At 41.5% G+C, this 19045-nt stretch carries 13 protein-coding genes; all 13 read left to right on the top strand.

The features are described from left to right. Positions 1-22 precede the first annotated feature (22 nt). The 13 genes from BUB08_RS00505 to BUB08_RS20715 all read left to right on the top strand — a co-directional run bounded on the left by BUB08_RS00505 (position 23) and on the right by BUB08_RS20715 (position 19024). On the top strand, positions 23-1369 hold the full coding sequence (locus BUB08_RS00505; RefSeq protein WP_083570484.1) for a PAS domain-containing protein: 1347 nt from the start codon (positions 23-25) through the stop codon (positions 1367-1369). A gap of 46 nt (positions 1370-1415) precedes the next feature. Next, positions 1416-1925 (top strand): transporter substrate-binding domain-containing protein, encoded by a 510-nt coding sequence (locus BUB08_RS20570; RefSeq protein ID WP_072997963.1) that lies wholly within the window; start codon positions 1416-1418, stop codon positions 1923-1925. Beyond that, positions 1892-3691 (top strand): ATP-binding protein, encoded by a 1800-nt coding sequence (locus tag BUB08_RS20730; RefSeq protein WP_139249562.1) that lies wholly within the window; start codon positions 1892-1894, stop codon positions 3689-3691. Before BUB08_RS20570 ends, BUB08_RS20730 begins: the two co-directional genes overlap by 34 nt. Positions 3692-3817: 126 nt before the next feature. Continuing rightward, complete coding sequence (locus BUB08_RS00490; RefSeq protein ID WP_072997960.1) at positions 3818-4261, top strand: response regulator; 444 nt, start codon at positions 3818-3820, stop codon at positions 4259-4261. A gap of 149 nt (positions 4262-4410) precedes the next feature. Beyond that, on the top strand, positions 4411-6705 hold the full coding sequence (locus BUB08_RS00485) for a PAS domain S-box protein (RefSeq protein ID WP_072997959.1): 2295 nt from the start codon (positions 4411-4413) through the stop codon (positions 6703-6705). A gap of 103 nt (positions 6706-6808) precedes the next feature. Next, positions 6809-7939, top strand: coding sequence for a Re/Si-specific NAD(P)(+) transhydrogenase subunit alpha (locus BUB08_RS00480; protein ID WP_072997956.1), 1131 nt, complete (start codon positions 6809-6811; stop codon positions 7937-7939). 11 nt (positions 7940-7950) lie between these two features. Beyond that, positions 7951-8265: an NAD(P) transhydrogenase subunit alpha part 2 gene (locus BUB08_RS00475; RefSeq protein WP_072997953.1), complete on the top strand. Its 315-nt coding sequence runs from the start codon at positions 7951-7953 to the stop codon at positions 8263-8265. Positions 8266-8271: 6 nt separating this feature from the next. After that, positions 8272-9711, top strand: coding sequence for an NAD(P)(+) transhydrogenase (Re/Si-specific) subunit beta (locus BUB08_RS00470; protein ID WP_072997951.1), 1440 nt, complete (start codon positions 8272-8274; stop codon positions 9709-9711). A 154-nt stretch (positions 9712-9865) separates the two neighbouring features. Then, positions 9866-11008 carry a sensor histidine kinase gene (locus BUB08_RS00465; RefSeq protein WP_072997949.1) on the top strand — a complete coding sequence of 381 codons (1143 nt, stop codon included), beginning with the start codon at positions 9866-9868 and terminating at the stop codon, positions 11006-11008. 825 nt (positions 11009-11833) lie between these two features. Then, entirely contained in the window at positions 11834-14914 is a 3081-nt protein-coding gene (locus BUB08_RS00455; protein ID WP_072997945.1) for a SusC/RagA family TonB-linked outer membrane protein, read from the top strand. 11 nt (positions 14915-14925) lie between these two features. Beyond that, on the top strand, positions 14926-16497 hold the full coding sequence (locus BUB08_RS00450; RefSeq protein WP_072997943.1) for a SusD/RagB family nutrient-binding outer membrane lipoprotein: 1572 nt from the start codon (positions 14926-14928) through the stop codon (positions 16495-16497). 16 nt (positions 16498-16513) lie between these two features. Next, positions 16514-17371 carry a hypothetical protein gene (locus tag BUB08_RS00445; protein WP_072997942.1) on the top strand — a complete coding sequence of 286 codons (858 nt, stop codon included), beginning with the start codon at positions 16514-16516 and terminating at the stop codon, positions 17369-17371. A 24-nt stretch (positions 17372-17395) separates the two neighbouring features. Continuing rightward, positions 17396-19024, top strand: a complete 1629-nt coding sequence (locus BUB08_RS20715) for a PKD domain-containing protein (protein WP_072997940.1) — start codon at positions 17396-17398, stop codon at positions 19022-19024. The last annotated feature ends 21 nt before the right edge of the window (positions 19025-19045 follow it).

Raw genomic sequence — 19045 nt, 5'->3', positions numbered from 1 at the left:
TGATGTAGAAACATATTAACTTATGAATAAAAATCGATCCCATGATCTTTTCTCACTGATGTTTAACCTATCTAAGCTCAGCGACAAAGAAGAAATTTTACGCGTATTCATTGATGGGTTGAATGAAAGCTTCGGAATACAATTTTTTTTCTCCGAAAGTTCATCGACCAATGTAAAAGCCGGATTTGAACTAAAAACCGCAAAAAACTATTTCGGTATAATTTATCCGGGCAATCAAAATTCCCTTTCAGGCGAAGACGGAACTCTGGTGGAAAATGCTTGTCAGATGTTAGCTGTATTATTACACCGTCTTACCTTGGAAGAAAAACTTACAAAAGAGAAGCAAACGCTGGAAGAAGTAGCCAAACAACGGCTGAACGAAATTGAGGATAAAGTTGAAGAACTAAAAAAAACGAGAAATGCATCGTTAAACCTTATTGAAGATCTGACCGAAGAGATTGAAAAACGAATTAAATACGAAAATAAATTAAAGGACAGTGAAGAAAAATATCGCCTGGTATTAGACAACAGCGTGGATGCCGTTATGGTAACACTTCCCGACGATCGTGCTATCTCTGCCAACCGCGCGGCTTGTGAAATGTTTCAAATGACGGAGGAAGAAATTTGTAACGCAGGGAAAGAAGGTCTGGTTAATTTGGACGACCCTAATTTGCCCAAATTAATTGGAGAACGTAATAAATACGGAAAAGCCAAAGGCGAACTTACATTTTACAGAAAAGACGGGACTCTTTTTCCGGCAGAAATTACCACTGCTGTTTTCTGGACCAGTAAAGGAGAACAAAGGTCAAGCCTTATAATACGAGATATTACAGAACGAAAGCTGATAGAGGAAAAACGAAAAAGCAGCGACCGTATTTTTGAGCATTCCATTGATATGATGGCAATTGCTGGCTTTGATGGGTACTTCAAAGTACTGAATCCTGCATGGGAAAGAACTCTTGGCTGGAGCAACGAAGAATTATTGTCGAATCCTTGGAACAAATTTATACACCCCGACGATATCGTAAATTCAGATAACATAAGTGCCGAAATAATGGACGGGCATGCGGCGTATCGTTTCGAGAACAGGTACATTAGCAAAGACGGAAGCTACAGGTGGTTTTCGTGGAATACTTTTCCCTACCCCGAAGAGAACATCATGTTTGCCGTTGCACGCGATATTACTGAGCATAAAAAAGCAGATGAAGAGCTGAGAAAATTAAAAGACAATCTCCAATACCAAGTAGAACAAAAAACGCAGGAATTAAAACAACGGGTTGCCGAACTGGAAAAGTTTCAGAAGGCAACCATCGAAAGAGAATTCAGAATAAAAGAACTGCGCAGTGAAATTGAAACATTAAAAAAATAGAACCCCTGACACAGATTAAAGTATAACTTATAAAACAGTTTCTGTTATGATGTCGGTTAACGAGATTTTTCTTTCGCAAAACCCTAACCGCTTAAAAAAGGACCGGTGGCAAAATGCCGCAACGCCGTTTTTTTCCCTTTGTTCTTTTTTATTGATTTACGTATCGACTTTCGGAAATGCGTCAAATGCTCCAAGTAATGCCGGCTATTTCAATATCGACACCATTACCATTGCTTCAGAACCTGACTATCCGCCATACTGCATAGTGGATAAAAACGGCAATGCTGATGGATTTGCTATAGAACTTTTTTTGGCGGCAGCCAAAGCAACAGGCCTAAATGTGAAAGTAAAAGTGGGCATTTGGGAGTTGATAAAAAACGACCTTGCTGCAGGAAAAATAGATGCCTTACCATTTGTTGGCCGAACGCCCCCGAACGTGAAGAAGTTTTTGATTTCTCTCTCCCCTATCTCTTTTTCCACGGAGCCGTTTTTGTCAGGGAAAAGGACTCCAAAATTCATTCGATGGAAGACTTGCACGGGAAAGAAATTGTGGTGATGAAAGGAGACAACGCGGAAGAATTCATTAGGCGCGAAAACATTACCGATAAAATTTACACCACCAATACTTTCGAAGAGGCTTTCACCCGACTCGCGGAAGGATATTACGACGCAATTATTGTTCAGAAAATTACGGGAATTCAGTTGCTGAAACAGATGAAAATTAAAACGATTAAACCGCTTGATTTCCGTCTTCCACGGTTCCGACAAGATTATTGCTTTGCGGTACAAAAAGGAAATGAACCTTTACTGAGCAGGTTAAACGAAGGGCTTTCAATAGTAATCGCCAACGATACTTTTGAAGAAATCAGGCTGAAATGGTTTGGCCCTTCCGAAACAAAGCAAGTTTCAACCGGTCAAATTATAAAAATAATACTGATAATACTTCTTCCTGTCAGCATCGTTCTCATATTGCTGTGGATTATTTTTCTTCGTCGCGAAGTAAAAAGAAGAACCAACAGCCTGCAACAGGAAATTTGGGAGCATAAACAAACGTTGAACGCACTTCACATTCATCAATCCCAGCTAAAAGAAAGCGAAGCCCGAATTCGGCTTTTGCTTAACTCAACTGCCGAGGGAATTTATGGGATTGATCAGGATGGCAACTGCTCACTGATAAACAAATCTGCATTGCAAATACTCGGGTTCGAAAATAGAAATCAGGTAGTCGGAAAAAACATTCACAATCTTATTCACCATACCAGAGCCGACGGTTCTCCCTATCCGGCAGAGAGTTGCAATATTTTCAAAACATTTAAAAACGGCGAAAAAATTCACAACAGCGACGAAGTATTTTGGCGAACAGACGGAACCAGTTTTTCCACCGAATATTTTTCTTATCCTATTATTGAAGATGAAAAGGTAACCGGTGCTGTTGTTGCTTTCTGGGACATATCAGAAAGGAAAAAAGGAGAAATGGAATTGTTGAAACTGAAAAACGAACTGGAAGCAAAAGTTGCGCTCCGAACCAAAGAGTTGCAAGAGAAAGTAGTAAAACTCGATAAAAGCCAAAAAGCCATGCTGTTTATGGTTGAAGACCTGAGTAACATTACTGTTGAATTGAAAAAGGAACGGAAGAAACTGGAGTTTTCCAACAAAGAGCTGGAAGCATTTGCCTACTCAGTTTCGCATGATTTGAGGGCTCCGCTGCGTGCTATTAACGGATATTCCAACTTTTTGCTCGAAGATTATGCAAAGCTGCTGGATGACGAAGGGAAGCGGTTTATTAACACAATTCGCGAAAACGCCACAAAAATGGATCAACTGATTTCTGATATGTTGAACCTGTCGAGAGTTTCGCGTGCCAGTTTAAACCTTTCTGAAGTAAATATGGCCAGCATTGTAAAATCTATTTACAATGAAACGGCAAACGAAAAAGAGAAAAAACAGTTTGAGTTTTGCCTAAACGAAATTCCCGATGCAGTTTGCGATTACAGCCTAATAAAACAGGTATGGCAAAACCTAATTAGCAATGCATTAAAATACAGTTCGAAATCGGCAGAGAAAAAAATTGAAATAGGCGCAGAAAAAAGCAACAACGAAGTTATTTATTACATCAAAGATAAAGGCGCCGGCTTTGATTCGAAATACGAAAATAAATTGTTTGGCGTTTTCCAACGGCTGCACAAAAGCAGCGAATTTAAAGGCACGGGAGTAGGACTGGCCATCGTTCAGCGTATTGTCGTCAGGCACGAAGGCAGAATCTGGGCCGAGTCTGAAGTTGATAAAGGGGCAGTTTTTTTCTTTTCGCTGCCTGATAAATAATTGTTTGTCAGAAATAAAAACAAACTTTTGGCGCTATATTTTTGTCATAATTTAACTTATTTTGTTGTAGCAAAAGAAAAGACATAAAAACATTTTTCTATACGTCAAATTTTTAAATCTAACGGAATGGAAAATTATGAGGAAGTAGATATTTTGATTGTTGAAGATAATCCGAATGATGCAGAAATGACGCTCAGGGCGCTAAAAAAGAATAAACTGGCCAACAGTGTAATGGTTTTGGATGACGGCGAAAAGGCGCTCGATTTTATATTTTCAAAAGGCCGGTTCCAGGAAAGAAAAAAAACGGTCCGCCCTAAAATTATCCTGCTCGATTTAAAACTGCCCAAAGTAGGCGGGTTGGAAGTACTTAAGGAACTTAAGCAAAACCCGCAAACCCAGATTATTCCGGTTGTTATTTTAACATCCTCCAAAGAAGAGGCCGATTTAATTGAAAGTTACCGGCTGGGTGTAAACAGTTACATTGTAAAACCTGTTGATTTTAACAAATTTGTAGAAGCTGTTCGTGAACTGGGATACTATTGGTTATTACTAAACGAACAGCCCAAATAAAGTTTTAACAAAACAGATTTTTTAAACCTGACACATTTGAAATTCAAGACAGATGTATGAAAACTAATGTTTTATCGATTTTGAGGAACGTTAATAGTTCATCCAATTTTATATCTTTGTAATAACATGGGAGATAAAATCACACTGCGATGTACAAAAAAAATCAGCCCATAAAAATTTTATTTGTGGAGGACCTCCCCACAGATGCAGAAATGGCCCGGCGAGAGATACAAAAAGAGGGCATCAAATTTACTTACCGGCTGGTCGATTCAGAAAGTGATTTCAGAAAAGAACTTGCTGATTTTAACCCTGACATTGTTGTTTCCGATTACTCCATGCCTTCCTTCGACGGAATGTCTGCGCTGAAAATTACCCGGGCTCATTCCCCTTTTTTGCCATTTGTTGTACTCACCGGGTCCATGAATGAAGAAACTGCAGTGTCCTGTATGAAGGCCGGCGCCAACGACTACGTTATTAAAGAGCAGATTAAACGGCTTCCGTTTGCCGTTGCTGAAACAATAGAAAAAAGCCGTACGCGGATAGAAAAAGTAAGGATGCAGCAACAGCTCCAGTCAAGCCTCGAAGAATACCGCGATTTAATAAACGGAATGAGTGAAACAGTTTGGATTTTTCAGCCCAACGGAAAGCTGCTGGATGTTAACAACACTGCCGTTGAAATTCTGGGATACACTCGTGAAGAGCTTTCTCAAAAAGGACCTTGGGGTGTCAACAGCAATCTGACTAACGAAGCGATGGCAAAAATAGCAGATGCTGTTTTAAATGGGAAAGTACAGTTTTTTCAGACGGTTCATACTACGAAAGCCGGGAAAAATATTCCCGTAGAGGTTGTTTCCAGTCTCATAAAATACCGCGGAGAAAAAGCAATTCTTTCTGTCGTTCGTGATATTACCGATCGCATTGAAATTGAAGATCAGTTAAAACTTTTAAGCCGTTCGGTTGAGCAAAGCCCTGTTGCAACAATAATAACAAACCCTGAAGGTACAATTGAATACGTAAACAAAGCATTTACAAAAATTTCGGGTTATTTATACGAAGAGGCAATCGGAAAAACACCTCGCATACTTAAGTCGGGAAAACACACCAACGAATTTTATAACGACTTGTGGACAACCATAAAATCGGGCAAAGAGTGGCATGGCGAAATGATGAACAGAAATAAATCGGGAGAAATGTACTGGGCTGATGTTTCCATTTCGCCGATGCTTAATTCTAACGGCGAAATCACTCATTTTATATCAGTGAGAGAAGACGTTACCGAAAAGAAAAACATGATTGACAACCTGGTAAAAGCCAAAGAAAAAGCCGAAGAAAGCGACAGGCTGAAATCAGCTTTTTTAGCCAATATGAGCCACGAAATTCGCACGCCGATGAATGGTATTTTAGGTTTTACCGAATTGCTGAAAGAACCAAAACTTTCAGGGAAAGAGCAAAAAGAATACATCAGAATTATACAAAAAAGCGGCGAGCGAATGCTCAACACCATCAACGACCTGATTGAAATTTCCAGAATTGAGTCGGGCACGCTTGACATTCAAACTACCGAAGTAAACGTAAATGTTCTGATTGACTATCTGTATAACTTTTTTAAGGCTGATGCAGATAAAAAAGGACTAATCCTTACTCAGGAAAAAGGAACAACTTTTAGCAACGCTTTTATAAAAACCGACCAGGAAAAGTTAAACAAAGTTTTTGTTAACCTGATAAAAAATGCCATCAAATATACGCACGAAGGAAGTGTCGCTTTCGGTTACCGCATGCAGGATGACGAAATGGAATTCTTTGTAAAAGATACGGGAATTGGTATCGATAAAGAACAGCAAAAAGTCGTTTTCGAACGCTTTGTCCAAGCCGATTTAAGCATCTCAAAACTGTACGAAGGTGCCGGCCTTGGCCTGTCAATTGCAAAAGCCTATATTGGCATGCTTGGAGGTGAGATATGGCTTCAGTCGGAAAAATCAAAAGGCACCCAGTTCTTTTTTACGATACCACAAATGAATGATAAAACAGAATTGGAACATACAAATTCAGTTCACGAACCGGAAGCCGGGAATTCAGTTCTGAACAAATTGACTATTCTGGTGGCAGAAGACGATTTTTCGGGGAAGGTTTATCTATCCGAATTACTCGACGGAAAATGCAAAAAGCTGTTTTTTGCTGAAAATGGAGAGGAGGCAGTGCGGTTGTTTTCCGAACATCCCGATATCGATTTAATTTTGATGGATATTAAAATGCCTGAGATGAACGGATTTCAGGCCACCAGGGAAATAAAGAAAGTAAATCCGGAGGTAGTAGTTATTGCTCAAACAGCCTGTGCCCTTTCCGGCGACAAAGAAAAAGCATTTAATGCCGGTTGCAACGATTACCTCACCAAACCTTTCTCCAGAGAGAATTTGCTGGAAATGGTAACCAAGTATTGTACCTGATCTTGGTGTTCGAAAGAAAATTTAAAAATTATTTACCGTTAACGTTAACGGTAAAACAATTTTATTAGTTTTGTGAGGAAAAATTATCTAAATCAAATTATTTATGATTCTTGGTTTATTAAAAGAACACGGCGACGAAACACGCGTAGCTTTGTTGCCGGAGATAGTCCAGAACCTGATTGAACAAAAAGTCGAAATTTTTGTAGAGCAATCGGCTGGCGAAACGGCATTTGCCCCTGATGAAGCATACAGGGAAGCGGGAGCAAAAATTGTTTCGAGAAAAGAGGTTTTTGACAAGGCCGAAGTATTGCTGCAAATTCAGCCTCCTTCAGAAGAAGATGTGAATAACATTAAGGATTCTCAAGTCTGGATTAGCGCCTTTAATCCCCTTTGGGAAACCGACCTTGTAAAGCAATTCAGGGAAAAGAAAATCACCACATTCAGCCTCGATTCTATTCCGCGTAGTACAAGGGCGCAGGCCATGGATATTCTGTCGTCAATGGCTACCGTCGCAGGTTACAAAGCCGTTCTCGAAGCTGCATTAGAACTACCTACTTTTTTCCCCATGTTTATGACAGCGGCCGGCACCATTCGCCCGGCAAACGTACTAATACTTGGCGCCGGGGTAGCCGGTCTTCAGGCCATTGCTACAGCCCGGAAACTGGGTGCGCAGGTGTATGTTTTTGACGTTCGCTCTGCGGTAAAAGAAGAAGTACAAAGTTTGGGTGGAAAATTTGTTGAAGTAGAGGGCGCTACCGAAGACAAAGCAGCCGGAGGTTATGCCGTTGAACAAACAGAAGAGTATAAAAAGAAGCAACAGGAAGCCATTGATGCGCAGGCCATAAAATCAAATGTTATTATTTGTACCGCACAAATACCGGGAAGAAAAGCCCCGCTACTGGTTGCAAAAGACACAGTAGAAAAGATGAAAGAGGGTTCTGTTATCATCGATTTAGCAGCCTCTACCGGCGGCAATTGCGAATTAACAGAAAACAATAAAACGGTTACTTTCCAGGGGAAAACAATTATCGGGCAATCGAATTACCCGGCAAAAACCCCGCTCGATGCCAGTCGTATGTTTGGCAAAAATGTATTTAACTTTCTTAAGCTTATCATCGGTGAAGGGGGAACACTGAACCTCAATTTCGACGATGACATTGTAAAAGGGACCTGCATTACACACAAAGGAGAGTTATATAACGAGCGCGTAAAATCCGTAATTGAAAACAACTAAAAACACCAGATATGGAACATATTTTACAATACTTTTTTGAATACAAAGAAGCCATTTTTATTATCGCTTTATCCATATTTCTGGGTATTGAAGTGATTTCCAACGTACCTGCTGTTTTGCATACTCCACTTATGTCAGGAGCCAATGCCATCAGCGGTGTAATTATTATCGGAGGTATCATTTTGGTTGGTCATGCCGATCTTTCCAGGTTTTCGCTTGATTTGGTGCTGGGAATCCTTGCACTCATTTTCGGTACGCTTAACGTGGTAGGCGGTTTTGCAGTAACCGACAGGATGCTCGAAATGTTTAAAAAGAAAAAAAAGTAGGAAATCATGGATAAAGTATTAGGAATAGTGAACGGAACTGAATTTACCATAGGCGATACCTTGCTCGAGTTGAGCTATTTGGTAGCCGCCCTTTTATTTGTTTTTGGATTAAAGCTGCTTTCGCATCCCAAAACAGCCCGCAACGGGAACCTTTGGGCATTTGGCGGAATGGCGCTTGCCATGCTTACTACATTATTACTTCATAAAAATCCTGAAGGCGAAGGAATTTCACTAGCCAACATATGGATTATTATGGCAGCTATTGGCGTAGGTGCAGTCATTGGTTGGATTATCGCACGCAGAGTAAAAATGACAGCCATGCCTCAACTGGTTTCATTTTACAATGCTACCGGTGGCGCTGCTTCTGCATTGGTTGCCCTGCTCGAATATCCAAATGCCGTTGCAGGCGATGTTGGTTCTATTTTAGTAACCGTGCTGGGATTAATAATTGGTGCAGTAGCATTCAGCGGAAGTATGATTGCCTACGGAAAACTCGACGGAAAAGTAGGCGATTTGATGAAACCATTTATGACCTATCTGAACCTGTTTTTAATGGTTCTTACCCTTGGGCTGGGAATTTACATTGTGGTCTCCCCTAACCCGCCATCAGAAATGATTTGGGCCATTTATTCGTTGCTTGTATTATCATTAATTTACGGGGTTATGTTTGTTCTGCCAATTGGCGGTGCCGATATGCCGGTTGTTATTTCTCTGTTGAACTCGTTTACCGGTATTGCAGCAGCAATGGCAGGGTTCATCTACAATAACCAGGCGATGATACTGGGTGGTATTTTGGTTGGAGCAGCAGGAACAATTCTTACCGTATTAATGTGTAAGGCAATGAACCGGTCGCTTATTAATGTTATTATTGGTTCTTTTGGAGGAGGTGCTTCTGCCGCCGGTGGCGAACAGGGTACAATAAAGGAAATTACGCTGAGCGATGCTGCTGTTTTGATGAGCTACTCGCAACGCATTGTAATCATTCCTGGATACGGGCTGGCTGTGGCACAGGCACAACATATTGCTCAGGAATTAGATCAATTGCTCGAAAGCAAAGGTGTTGATGTAAAATATGCGATTCACCCGGTTGCAGGTAGGATGCCGGGGCACATGAACGTTTTGCTTGCCGAAGCTGACGTTCCTTATGAAAAACTCGTTGAAATGGACGACATCAACCCGGATATGCCAAATGTGGATGTTGCCATTGTGGTTGGAGCAAACGATGTTGTAAACCCGGCCGCATACGACGACCCGGGAAGCCCGATTTACGGAATGCCAATTATCGATGCCCATCTTGCAAAAAACATCATTATTATGAAACGTGGTATGGGCAAAGGATATGCAGGTATCGAAAACAAGCTGTTTTTCAATGAAAAAACAAGGATGTTATTCGGTGATGCAAAAAGCTCTATTCAAAAGCTCGTTGCTGAAATAAAAACCATGTAAAAATTTCATAGTAAATACCTTACAATATCAGGTTTTGAAAAAGTTAAAAGAAACTTCACTGAGTGGGGTTTCTTTTTTTTTTCAAATAAATCGCCTATTTTTGTGACGCAGAAGAACATACTACATATCAACAAATACATTAATTGCCGAAAGCATGCCAGGAAAGCCGAAAACACATTTTGCCCCGGTTGAACGAGCCGAGCCTTCTCAGATTGAGAAAGATGCCCGGATATTTGCGGACAATATCATATTAAATAGAATTGCCGATTCCGTTTCCACCATGCTTGTCATTCTTAATCAACACCGACAAATTGTTTATGCCAATAAGTTATTTCTGCATTTTTTAAATCTTTCAGACAGCAAACCGGTAATCGGAAAACGGCCGGGAGAGGCCGTTAACTGTATCCACGCCCGTTCCTGTGAAGGTGGGTGCGGCACTTCCGAATTTTGCAGAACATGCGGAGCTGTTGGCGCAATTTTGGAATCACAACTGGGAGTTCAATCCGAGAAAGAATGCCGGATAACCAATTGTTCCAACGATGCCATGGATTTTCGGGTTACCGCTACTCCGTACATCGAAAAAGGAACAGAATATACCATATTTGCCATTCATGACATTAGCAATGAGAAACGACGCCAAACACTTGAGCGTGTGTTTTTTCATGATGTAATGAACAGTGCCGGGGGAATTTCAGGTCTGTCTTCAATCCTCCAGGAATTGGATGATTCGTCGGACATGAAAGAAATTGCACGAACGATAAGCCGTGCAGCCAATAATATGGTGGATGAAATCCAAAATCAACGCCAGTTAATTGCAGCAGAGCGAGGCGACCTTGAGCCGGTATTTTCGGTAACAAATACCATGACACTACTTAATGATGTGGTCGACCTTTTTTCCAAACACGAAATTATTAAAGATAAGGTGTTGTACATTGACAAAAAGATGGATGACCTGGTTGTTTATACCGACCTGGCAATTCTGAGAAGAATTTTGGGGAACATGGTAAAAAATGCACTGGAAGCCTCTCCGGCAAATACCACAGTTACATTGTCAGCACACGGGAAAAAGGATTCCATACTTTTTTCGGTACATAACAGTACCTGGATTGAACGAAAAGTACAACTCCAGCTGTTTAAAAGATCTTTTTCAACCAAAGGCACCGGCAGAGGAATTGGCACATACAGCATGAAACTCTTCGGCGAAAAATACTTAAAAGGAAAAGTTTGGTTTCAGACTTCCCCCGAAAAAGGCACCACTTTTTACATTTCCATTCCTGTTGATTTAAAAAACGAATAATCAATCGGGGAAGGCCGTTCTTTAGTGAGGATAAGCCTAGTGTTTTTTCCCGAGTTTGTGTCAAAATCTAAAATCAACGACCGGAAAAATATATTGCACGCAACCATTATTGGGTAATTTGTGTCTTACTCTCATCAAAACCAAGAGTTTTGAAATGAGTATACAATGGAATTCGCAACAAATTATGCGTTTAGATTTTATGCAAATCCCATCTGTTGCTGGAATAGCTAAAGATTTAAGCCTATGAAAAAACAATTTTGGATTCTGCCCCCTATTTTAAAAAATCTAACAGGTATTGACGGATGTGGTTGGATTACTCAATTGTCAGACTCAACAAAACTTGAACCTCTATATATAGATGACTTAACATCGAGTCAGTTGACAACAAACCTGTATGTATTCAATTTTGGGAGAGGAAAGATTTGGGAAGTTATTGCATGACTGGGAAAGTGGTAGAACTCAACTTCATTGAGAACCGTCATTATTAAAACAAAAAAACACAAAAAATTGCAGTTAGTTGTATAGCTGATCGTAGCCGACAATTCAGTGTTGGCCGATGTTTTTCCGGTAAAAACAAATATTGAACTATGAAATATTTTAAGTTGTTATAAAGAGAGCATCTATTTCTGACGCAAATATATTTATTGGCAAGGGGAAAAATGTTCACGCAAAGTTCTTTAACGTATGCATTGGAAAGTCTGTTTAAACTCATTCTTTATAATAATCTATTTAACTAACGTTGCAAACATTAAGGTATACTGTAATGTTTAAAAAGTTTTAAGACAAATTGTTGAACCAAGTGAAACAGTCCAAAAACATATCTACATGAAACAAAAACTACGAGTTAAAGGGAATATTTATCTATTCAATATTCCCAGGTTATTTATTGTTATTTTGCTGGGATACCTGCTAATGCTTCCGTCGGCTGTATTTTCAAATCAGAGTCGGCAGAATTCCAGAATTCAGGTGCGTGGCGAAGTCAGAGACAACACCGGCGAGTCGCTTCCCGGTGTAAATGTTTTTGAAAAGGGTACTACCAATGGCACAGTCACAAATATCGACGGTGCTTATTCTATTGAAGCTGCGCCAACAGCTACGTTGGTTTTCTCTTTTGTCGGGTTTAAAACCCTCGAAATACCGGTCAATGCGCAAACTTCGTTAAATGTGGTACTGGAAGAAGATGTTGTTGGGTTAGACGAAGTTGTAGTAACGGCCATGGGAATCAGGGCTGAAAAGCGCAAGCTGAATTTTGCGGTGCAATCGGTCGATTCCGAGGACTTAAACGAAGGCAGAGAAACCAATTTCGTCGATGCACTTCAAGGGAAAATAGCAGGTGTCGAAGTTTCCGGCACAGGTGGTTCTCCTACAGCATCATCGCAGATTCTTATCCGTGGAATCTCTTCCATAAATCCTGCTCAGCAAAACGAACCGATTTTCATATTAAACGGTATGCATATTTCCGGTGGAGCATCGAAAGCCGCAGAAATAAATCCGAATGACATTGAAAACATTACTGTTTTAAAAGGTGCGGCAGCGGCTGCTCTTTACGGACAGGAAGCTTCAAACGGAGCCATTATTATCACCACAAAATCGGGAAAAGTAGGTGAAATTCGAGTTGAAGCCAGTGGCTCAGTGCAAGTCGACCAGGCCTTCCGAGTTCCCGAAATTCAGCAAATGTACCTGCGCGGTTCGTACGGTGTTTACCGCGAGCAGTCCATGGGCGGATGGGGGCCTCTTGCTCCCGAAGGAACCGTAATGTACGATAACCCGGGTAATTTTTTAAAAACAGGTTTGTACCAAAAATATGATGTTTCTGTTTCGGGTGGTTCCGAAAAATTCACTTCATACACTTCAGGAAATTATGTTCGTCACGACGGGATTGTTCCATCCGACTACCTTGAACGTTACGGAGTTTTGTTTAAATCGAAATATAATGTTTCAGAGAAAGTTGCGGTTGATTTTATGGCCAACATTGTCTCCCGCAACTCAAGAGGTGGTGCAGGTATCAGCACTGCATACCGTTGGCCGATTGACGACGACATCACCAATTATAAGAATCCTGACGGAACAATTCGCTGGTTGTATATTGATACAAACAATAGATACAATTCGCCACTCAGTCCGTTATGGTCGAGATATGAAGATTCGTCTCGATACGATTCGAACCGCTCGTTATTACAAGCTTCAGTTACTTGGAACGTTATCGAAAATTTTGATTTAACCGGACGGATAAGCTACGACCATACAGAATCTGAAAGTAAAAGTATTGTAACTCCCCGTTGGAGTCTTGAACCCGGGCAAGAACCTACTTCGGAAGATTTGGATTACCTGGGTTCATTTTTCTATTCCGATGGAAAAAGTTCAGTGGTAAACGGAGGAATACTTGCTACTTTCCGCAAAGACTTTTCTGCTGACTTAGGCATGGAGGTACTGGCAGGCGTAGATATTAAAAGCTCTTACGGGCGTTCTGCCGGAATGGGAGGAAGACAGTTTATTGTTCCTGAATTCTACAGTATAAACAACCTGAATGATATTCGAAGGGAAAATATTACGATGAACAGGTCTGAAAAAAACATGTACGGTTATTATGGAGAAGTAAAGTTCGACTACAAAGGAATTGCTCAGTTTAGTGCAACCGGCAGAAACGACCACTCCTCTACCCTTCCGGTAGAACATCGTTCATATTTTTATCCTTCATTTAGTACAGGTGTAATTTTTACCGAATTGATTTCTTTGCCCGAAAACATTATCAGTTTCGGAAAACTCAGGGCAAACTGGGCACGTGTTGGGAAAGATGCTCCGCTTTACCGTCTGGACAATTGGTACAAAGCCATGCCACATCCCGATGGCGGATACGGAGTCGACCCTACACGAAGCAGCAACCCGCACCTCGAACCTGAAATGTCAACATCCTGGGAAATTGGTATTGATGCCCGTCTTTTCGGAGGGAAAACCAGACTCGATATGGCCTGGTACGCAACAGCAGTTGCCAACCAGATTGTTGATGTTCGTGTATCTCCGGCTTCCGGAAACATTCTTCAAACCCGAAACGAAGGAGACATCAAAAATGAAGGAATTGAAATTTCATGGGATCAGACTTTAATTGACACCAGGGATTTTCACTGGAATATGATTACCAATTTTGGGCGCAGCCGCGGCACGGTCGAAAGCCTTCCCGATCAGTTGGTGGAAGTTTATCATTATGCAGGCCAGGTAAGCGATATTAGGCCTACTGCGTATTTGCACGGCTCTACCATGGCACTGTCCGGAAAAGATTATCTGCGTACCGACGACGGACGCATTATTGTGGATGAGATGGGACGACCAAAAATCAATGCGTCCAGTTCACTTCTAATTGGTAACCGTGAACCCGATTTTACCATCGGATGGTTAAACCGGTGGCACTATAAATCATGGTCGCTTTCACTCATGATGAATTTCAGAAAAGGCGGCGACGTGGTTAACGGAACGCTGCGCAGCCTGATGTCGAGCGGACAGGCAAAAGTACTTGAAGACTACCGCAACAGGCAAATTCTAATAAATGGGGTGGTTGAACTTGCTGACGGAACCTACGCAGAAAATACCGTTCCGGTGGTTTTCGATCAAAACTTCTACCTGAACTATTATGCTCCGGTAGGCTCCAATTTTATTGAAGATGGCTCATTGGTTCGCCTGGGTTACGCAACCTTGTCGTACAATGCAGGAAATTTGGCAGAAAAAATCGGAATAAAAGGATTAAACTTCTCAGTAACAGGGAGAAACCTACTGCTATTCACCAATTATTCCGGGTCAGATCCTGTTGTGAATTACACAGGTACTTCCGGTGGTACCGGAACATTCGGAATAGACTATTTGGGAATTCCAAATACCCGAAGCTATACTTTTAATGTAAGTGCAACTTTTTAAAGAAATAAATCATGAGAAAAACAAAATATATACTGATTTTACTTGCATTCCTGACCGCTTTTTCCGGATGTGACGATTTCCTGGGAGATAATCGCGATCCCGACGGAACAGATCAGGTTCCTGTAGATCAAATAATGCCTGTGGTTCTATTTTACACAGCATTGGAAAATTACGACCACAGTGAATACGGGGCATACCTTTCACAGTGTCTGACAACCGCAGGAAAAAGCCAAACCGGCTCGCATGCATACCGTAGCGGTTGGGAGTTTTTGGGTATGAATCGTCACCCGCAGTGGCGTCGGCATTTTTACGATGTAGGCTCAAATGCGAAAGAACTATTACGTTTTGCTGAAGAAGAAAACTCTATGAACTACGTAGCTTTGGTTCGGTTGCTCAGGTTGCTTTCGGTGCAGCAAACCACCGATGCTTTTGGCGATATGCCGCTTACTGAGGCGTACATGTCAGCATCTCCAAAATACGACACGCAGGAAAGCATTTACGAATGGCTGGAAACCGAGACCGAGGCACTTATTCAGTTGTTCGACGGCCCGGAAGTTACCCAAGCGACAAACAGGCCGATGGGACAAAATGTTGACCGGGTATTTGCCGGCGACATGGGAAAATGGAAACAGGTTTTACTGGCTGTAAAAGCTCGCATTTTATTACGCGACCTGCCGAACCTGAACACGGGGAGTGCTGGTGCTATATTAACTGCTGCCGAACAGGCTCTTTCAAACTGGGTTGATCCGCGCTATAAATTTGATGGCGGGTCCAGCGTGGAAAAAAACTGTATGTGGGGAAGGAACAACAAACCCGTTAACTCTTGGGAAAGCCGTTCCAACGACTTACTGTCAGCTATTCCTTCAAAATATTTCATTGAAAATATGATGGGTTTTGATCCGGCAACGGGTGAGTTTACTGACCCGCGCCTGCCCCTGCTTATGGAAGCACGCGCCGATGATAGCGATGAAATCACATACAGATATCTTGAAAACAATTCCGGAATGCCTCCCACACATAAAATTGAATGGTATCCGGATTTATATGAATCTGTTTTAACAACCGACACATCAACCATTACATTCATTACCCGTGAGGAGCTGCATTTTATTGCGGCAGAAGCGGCCTATTGGGCACAGGACAAAAACAGGGCTTCAGAACACCTTCGCCAGGGCATCGAATCACACATGAAAAGAATACTCGTTCCCCAACAGGAAATTGACACGTATTTAAATGACCCGGAACTGGTTCCCGGTTCTTCCAACATTGACCTCAGTCACATTATGGTCGAAAAATACAAAGCAATGTACCTTCAGGTTGAACAATGGAACGATTTACGCCGATACGGATACAGCAACGATGTAAACGACAGAAAATACGACAACACTATTGTTTATCCGGGGTTGAGGCGGCCACATAATTTGTACGAAGCATACTGGTCAAATGAAAATCAGTGGATTCAGCGAATTAACTACGATCCGGAAACAGAAGAGAAATACAACCGCGAAGAACTTATTCGTCTGGATGCATTCAGAAATCCGGAATGGTTGAAGAAACCAATGATTTGGGCACCTCAAAACTAATCAAAAAGGGAAAAACATGAATACGAAAAAATTAAGAACAACAATATTTTGCAGTAGGATTACCAAACCTCTGGCATATATATTTTCAGCATTTCTGCTAATTACTGCGTGTACAATAAACGACCCGATTGACGACATTTCGTCGCCCGGCTATGTTGCTGCAAATATCTATTGGGATGTGCCGGTAACCAATGTTATGGCCGGAAAGGATGTCTCCTTTTATGCAGAGTACTGGTCGGTTGACAATAAATTTAACGATTTGAGCATTTGGTACGATGTAAATAAAAATTTGAAATACACCTTAAGTTATCCTCCAACCGGATATACTTTGACCATCGATTCATCTGCTCTCGTTCGTGAATTCATCGAAATCAAATCGTTGGATCATTCTGACGCCAGTTACGATGCTGAAAAGAAGGCTTATGTAATCGAAAACAGTTTTCCGGTAAGCTATACTCTTTCGTCGTTGGAATATAAAAATCCAATTGCCTTCAATCCGGAACAGTTTAATCAGCTTATTCCCGAATATGTAAAAACCCAGTTTCTTGACAATCTGTTTGAACAGTTTTCCTATAAAGATTTCAAAAGCTTACTGGTTGATGATCAACAAATAGTAGAAGAAGAAATTTTTGAAGGCTATTTTGATACGATTACAGAGGGTGAGGAAACTATACGCGTAATAAAACCCGAAGCGGAAACCAGTTTGAGGGCTCATATGAATGAAGTTTCTTTTGGTGTATTTATTTACAATACCAACAAGCAATTTTATGCGGTTGAATTCACCCAGGGATATCAGTTAAATGCGCGGTTGCGGATAGTTAACGGAAATAACGTAGAGAATTTCTCTGAAACCAAAGCAATTACCGTATCGTAACACTTTCACTAAAAAAATTGGATTATGAAACGATTTAAAATATTTGTTCTTTTTTCGGTAATTATCGCCAGTTTCGCTTTTTGGGCTTGCGAAAATGAAATTGTACCCGAGCTCTTCCCTTCGTCGGAGTTCGATTTCACCTATTCATCCACGTCTCTGCATTATGTGGTAGGCGAAGAAATTCACTTCCTCGACCTTTCCGTTTCTGGCTCTTCGTGGGAGTGGAACTTCGGAGATGGTACTACTTCCAGCGAACAAAGTCCGGTTCATAAATATGAGGAACCCGGAACATACAATGTTACGCTTACGGTTGACGGAACTCACAAAGTAGAAAAGAAGCTAATGATTAGCGACATTGTTCCGGTAGTAAATTATACCGCCTCCGACGAGATTATCGTCTACAACCAGACGCAAATTTCATTCGAGGTGCTGCTCGAAAATCCTGAAAACAAACCGGTCGAATACAGTTGGAATTTTCCGGTTGGTACGATTGGTGAAGGAGTTGATGCAGAAGGTAACAGTTCTTCAGAATCACCTTCGGTTGTATTCGGGAGTATTGGCAGCCAGATTGTTTCCCTCACCGTTACCATTGGCGGAAAACAACTGACCCCGGTAAATGTGAATGTCAGGGTAAATTATAACCAACCTGCCAAAACGCTTTACTACGCTGTAAAAGAAGGCAATATTATGTCGAAAAAAATTATCGACGAAATAGATCCTGAATTGAACAATCCGTTCAACTCTGGTTACCGTTCAGGAAAACACCCGCTTACGCTTCAATATAGTGGCGACTGGCTTTATGTGTTTGACGCGGGCACGCACTTTGGTTATGTTAATGCCCCGGACTACCTTACTGCCGGCGACGGTGAAATTTTCGTAATATCTCACGATGGCCAGCGCAAGGAAACGATTCTTGAGAATTTTGGAGGAGATACGTTCCTCGATTTTTATTACGGTTACATCGACGAAAATACCCAGATGATTTATTGGGCAGATCGCAGAGAGGGTCTTTTCAGAACTTCAACCTCTACCCGAAATAAGAAATTCTCCTTAAGTGAATTCGACTATTTTGTGAGAAACAACTGGCTAGGTTATTACGGACAAGGGATCAGTTGGGGGAATGTAAACGGTAGTTTCACCAAATACAATGGTCAGTGGTGGTGGGCTAAAAACACCACAGGATCCGGTATTTTCAGGTTTACCGACGGAGATATTCTCGGTCGTCCAAAAGAGGACGGAGACCCTGTTCCAGCAGGCGGAGCCATTCATCAAAGTTTCGGAATACGGTCGTTTGTTATTGACGATGCAAACCAAAGGCTCTATTTTGCCGACAGTCGTTACAAAATGGTAATAAGTAGCAACCTCGACGGGTCGGGAATTAAAGTAGTTGATAATAGTCCGTTTGATGGAGAAGGCGGCACCAGTGAACCGCTGTTTATTACAGGAATGGCAATAGACGGAGAGTATGTTTATTGGGCTTACCGTGGTCCGCAGCCTCCCGAAGGCACCGATCCTGAAGAATATTATCAGGCTAATCCGTTACACCGCTCCGGAATCAAACGCGCTAAACTTGGTGAAGATACTCCGGTTGTGGAATATTTTATTGAAGGTGTGGAAGCCTACGGTATTGCCATTGACAAAATGGCCAAATAGCTTCATAATTTGTTGAGTTGT

The organism is Mariniphaga anaerophila (genome assembly GCF_900129025.1).
Classification (GTDB): domain Bacteria; phylum Bacteroidota; class Bacteroidia; order Bacteroidales; family Prolixibacteraceae; genus Mariniphaga; species Mariniphaga anaerophila.
Note: the sequence above shows the minus strand (reverse complement) of the source record. Positions and strands in the feature narration are given on the sequence as shown.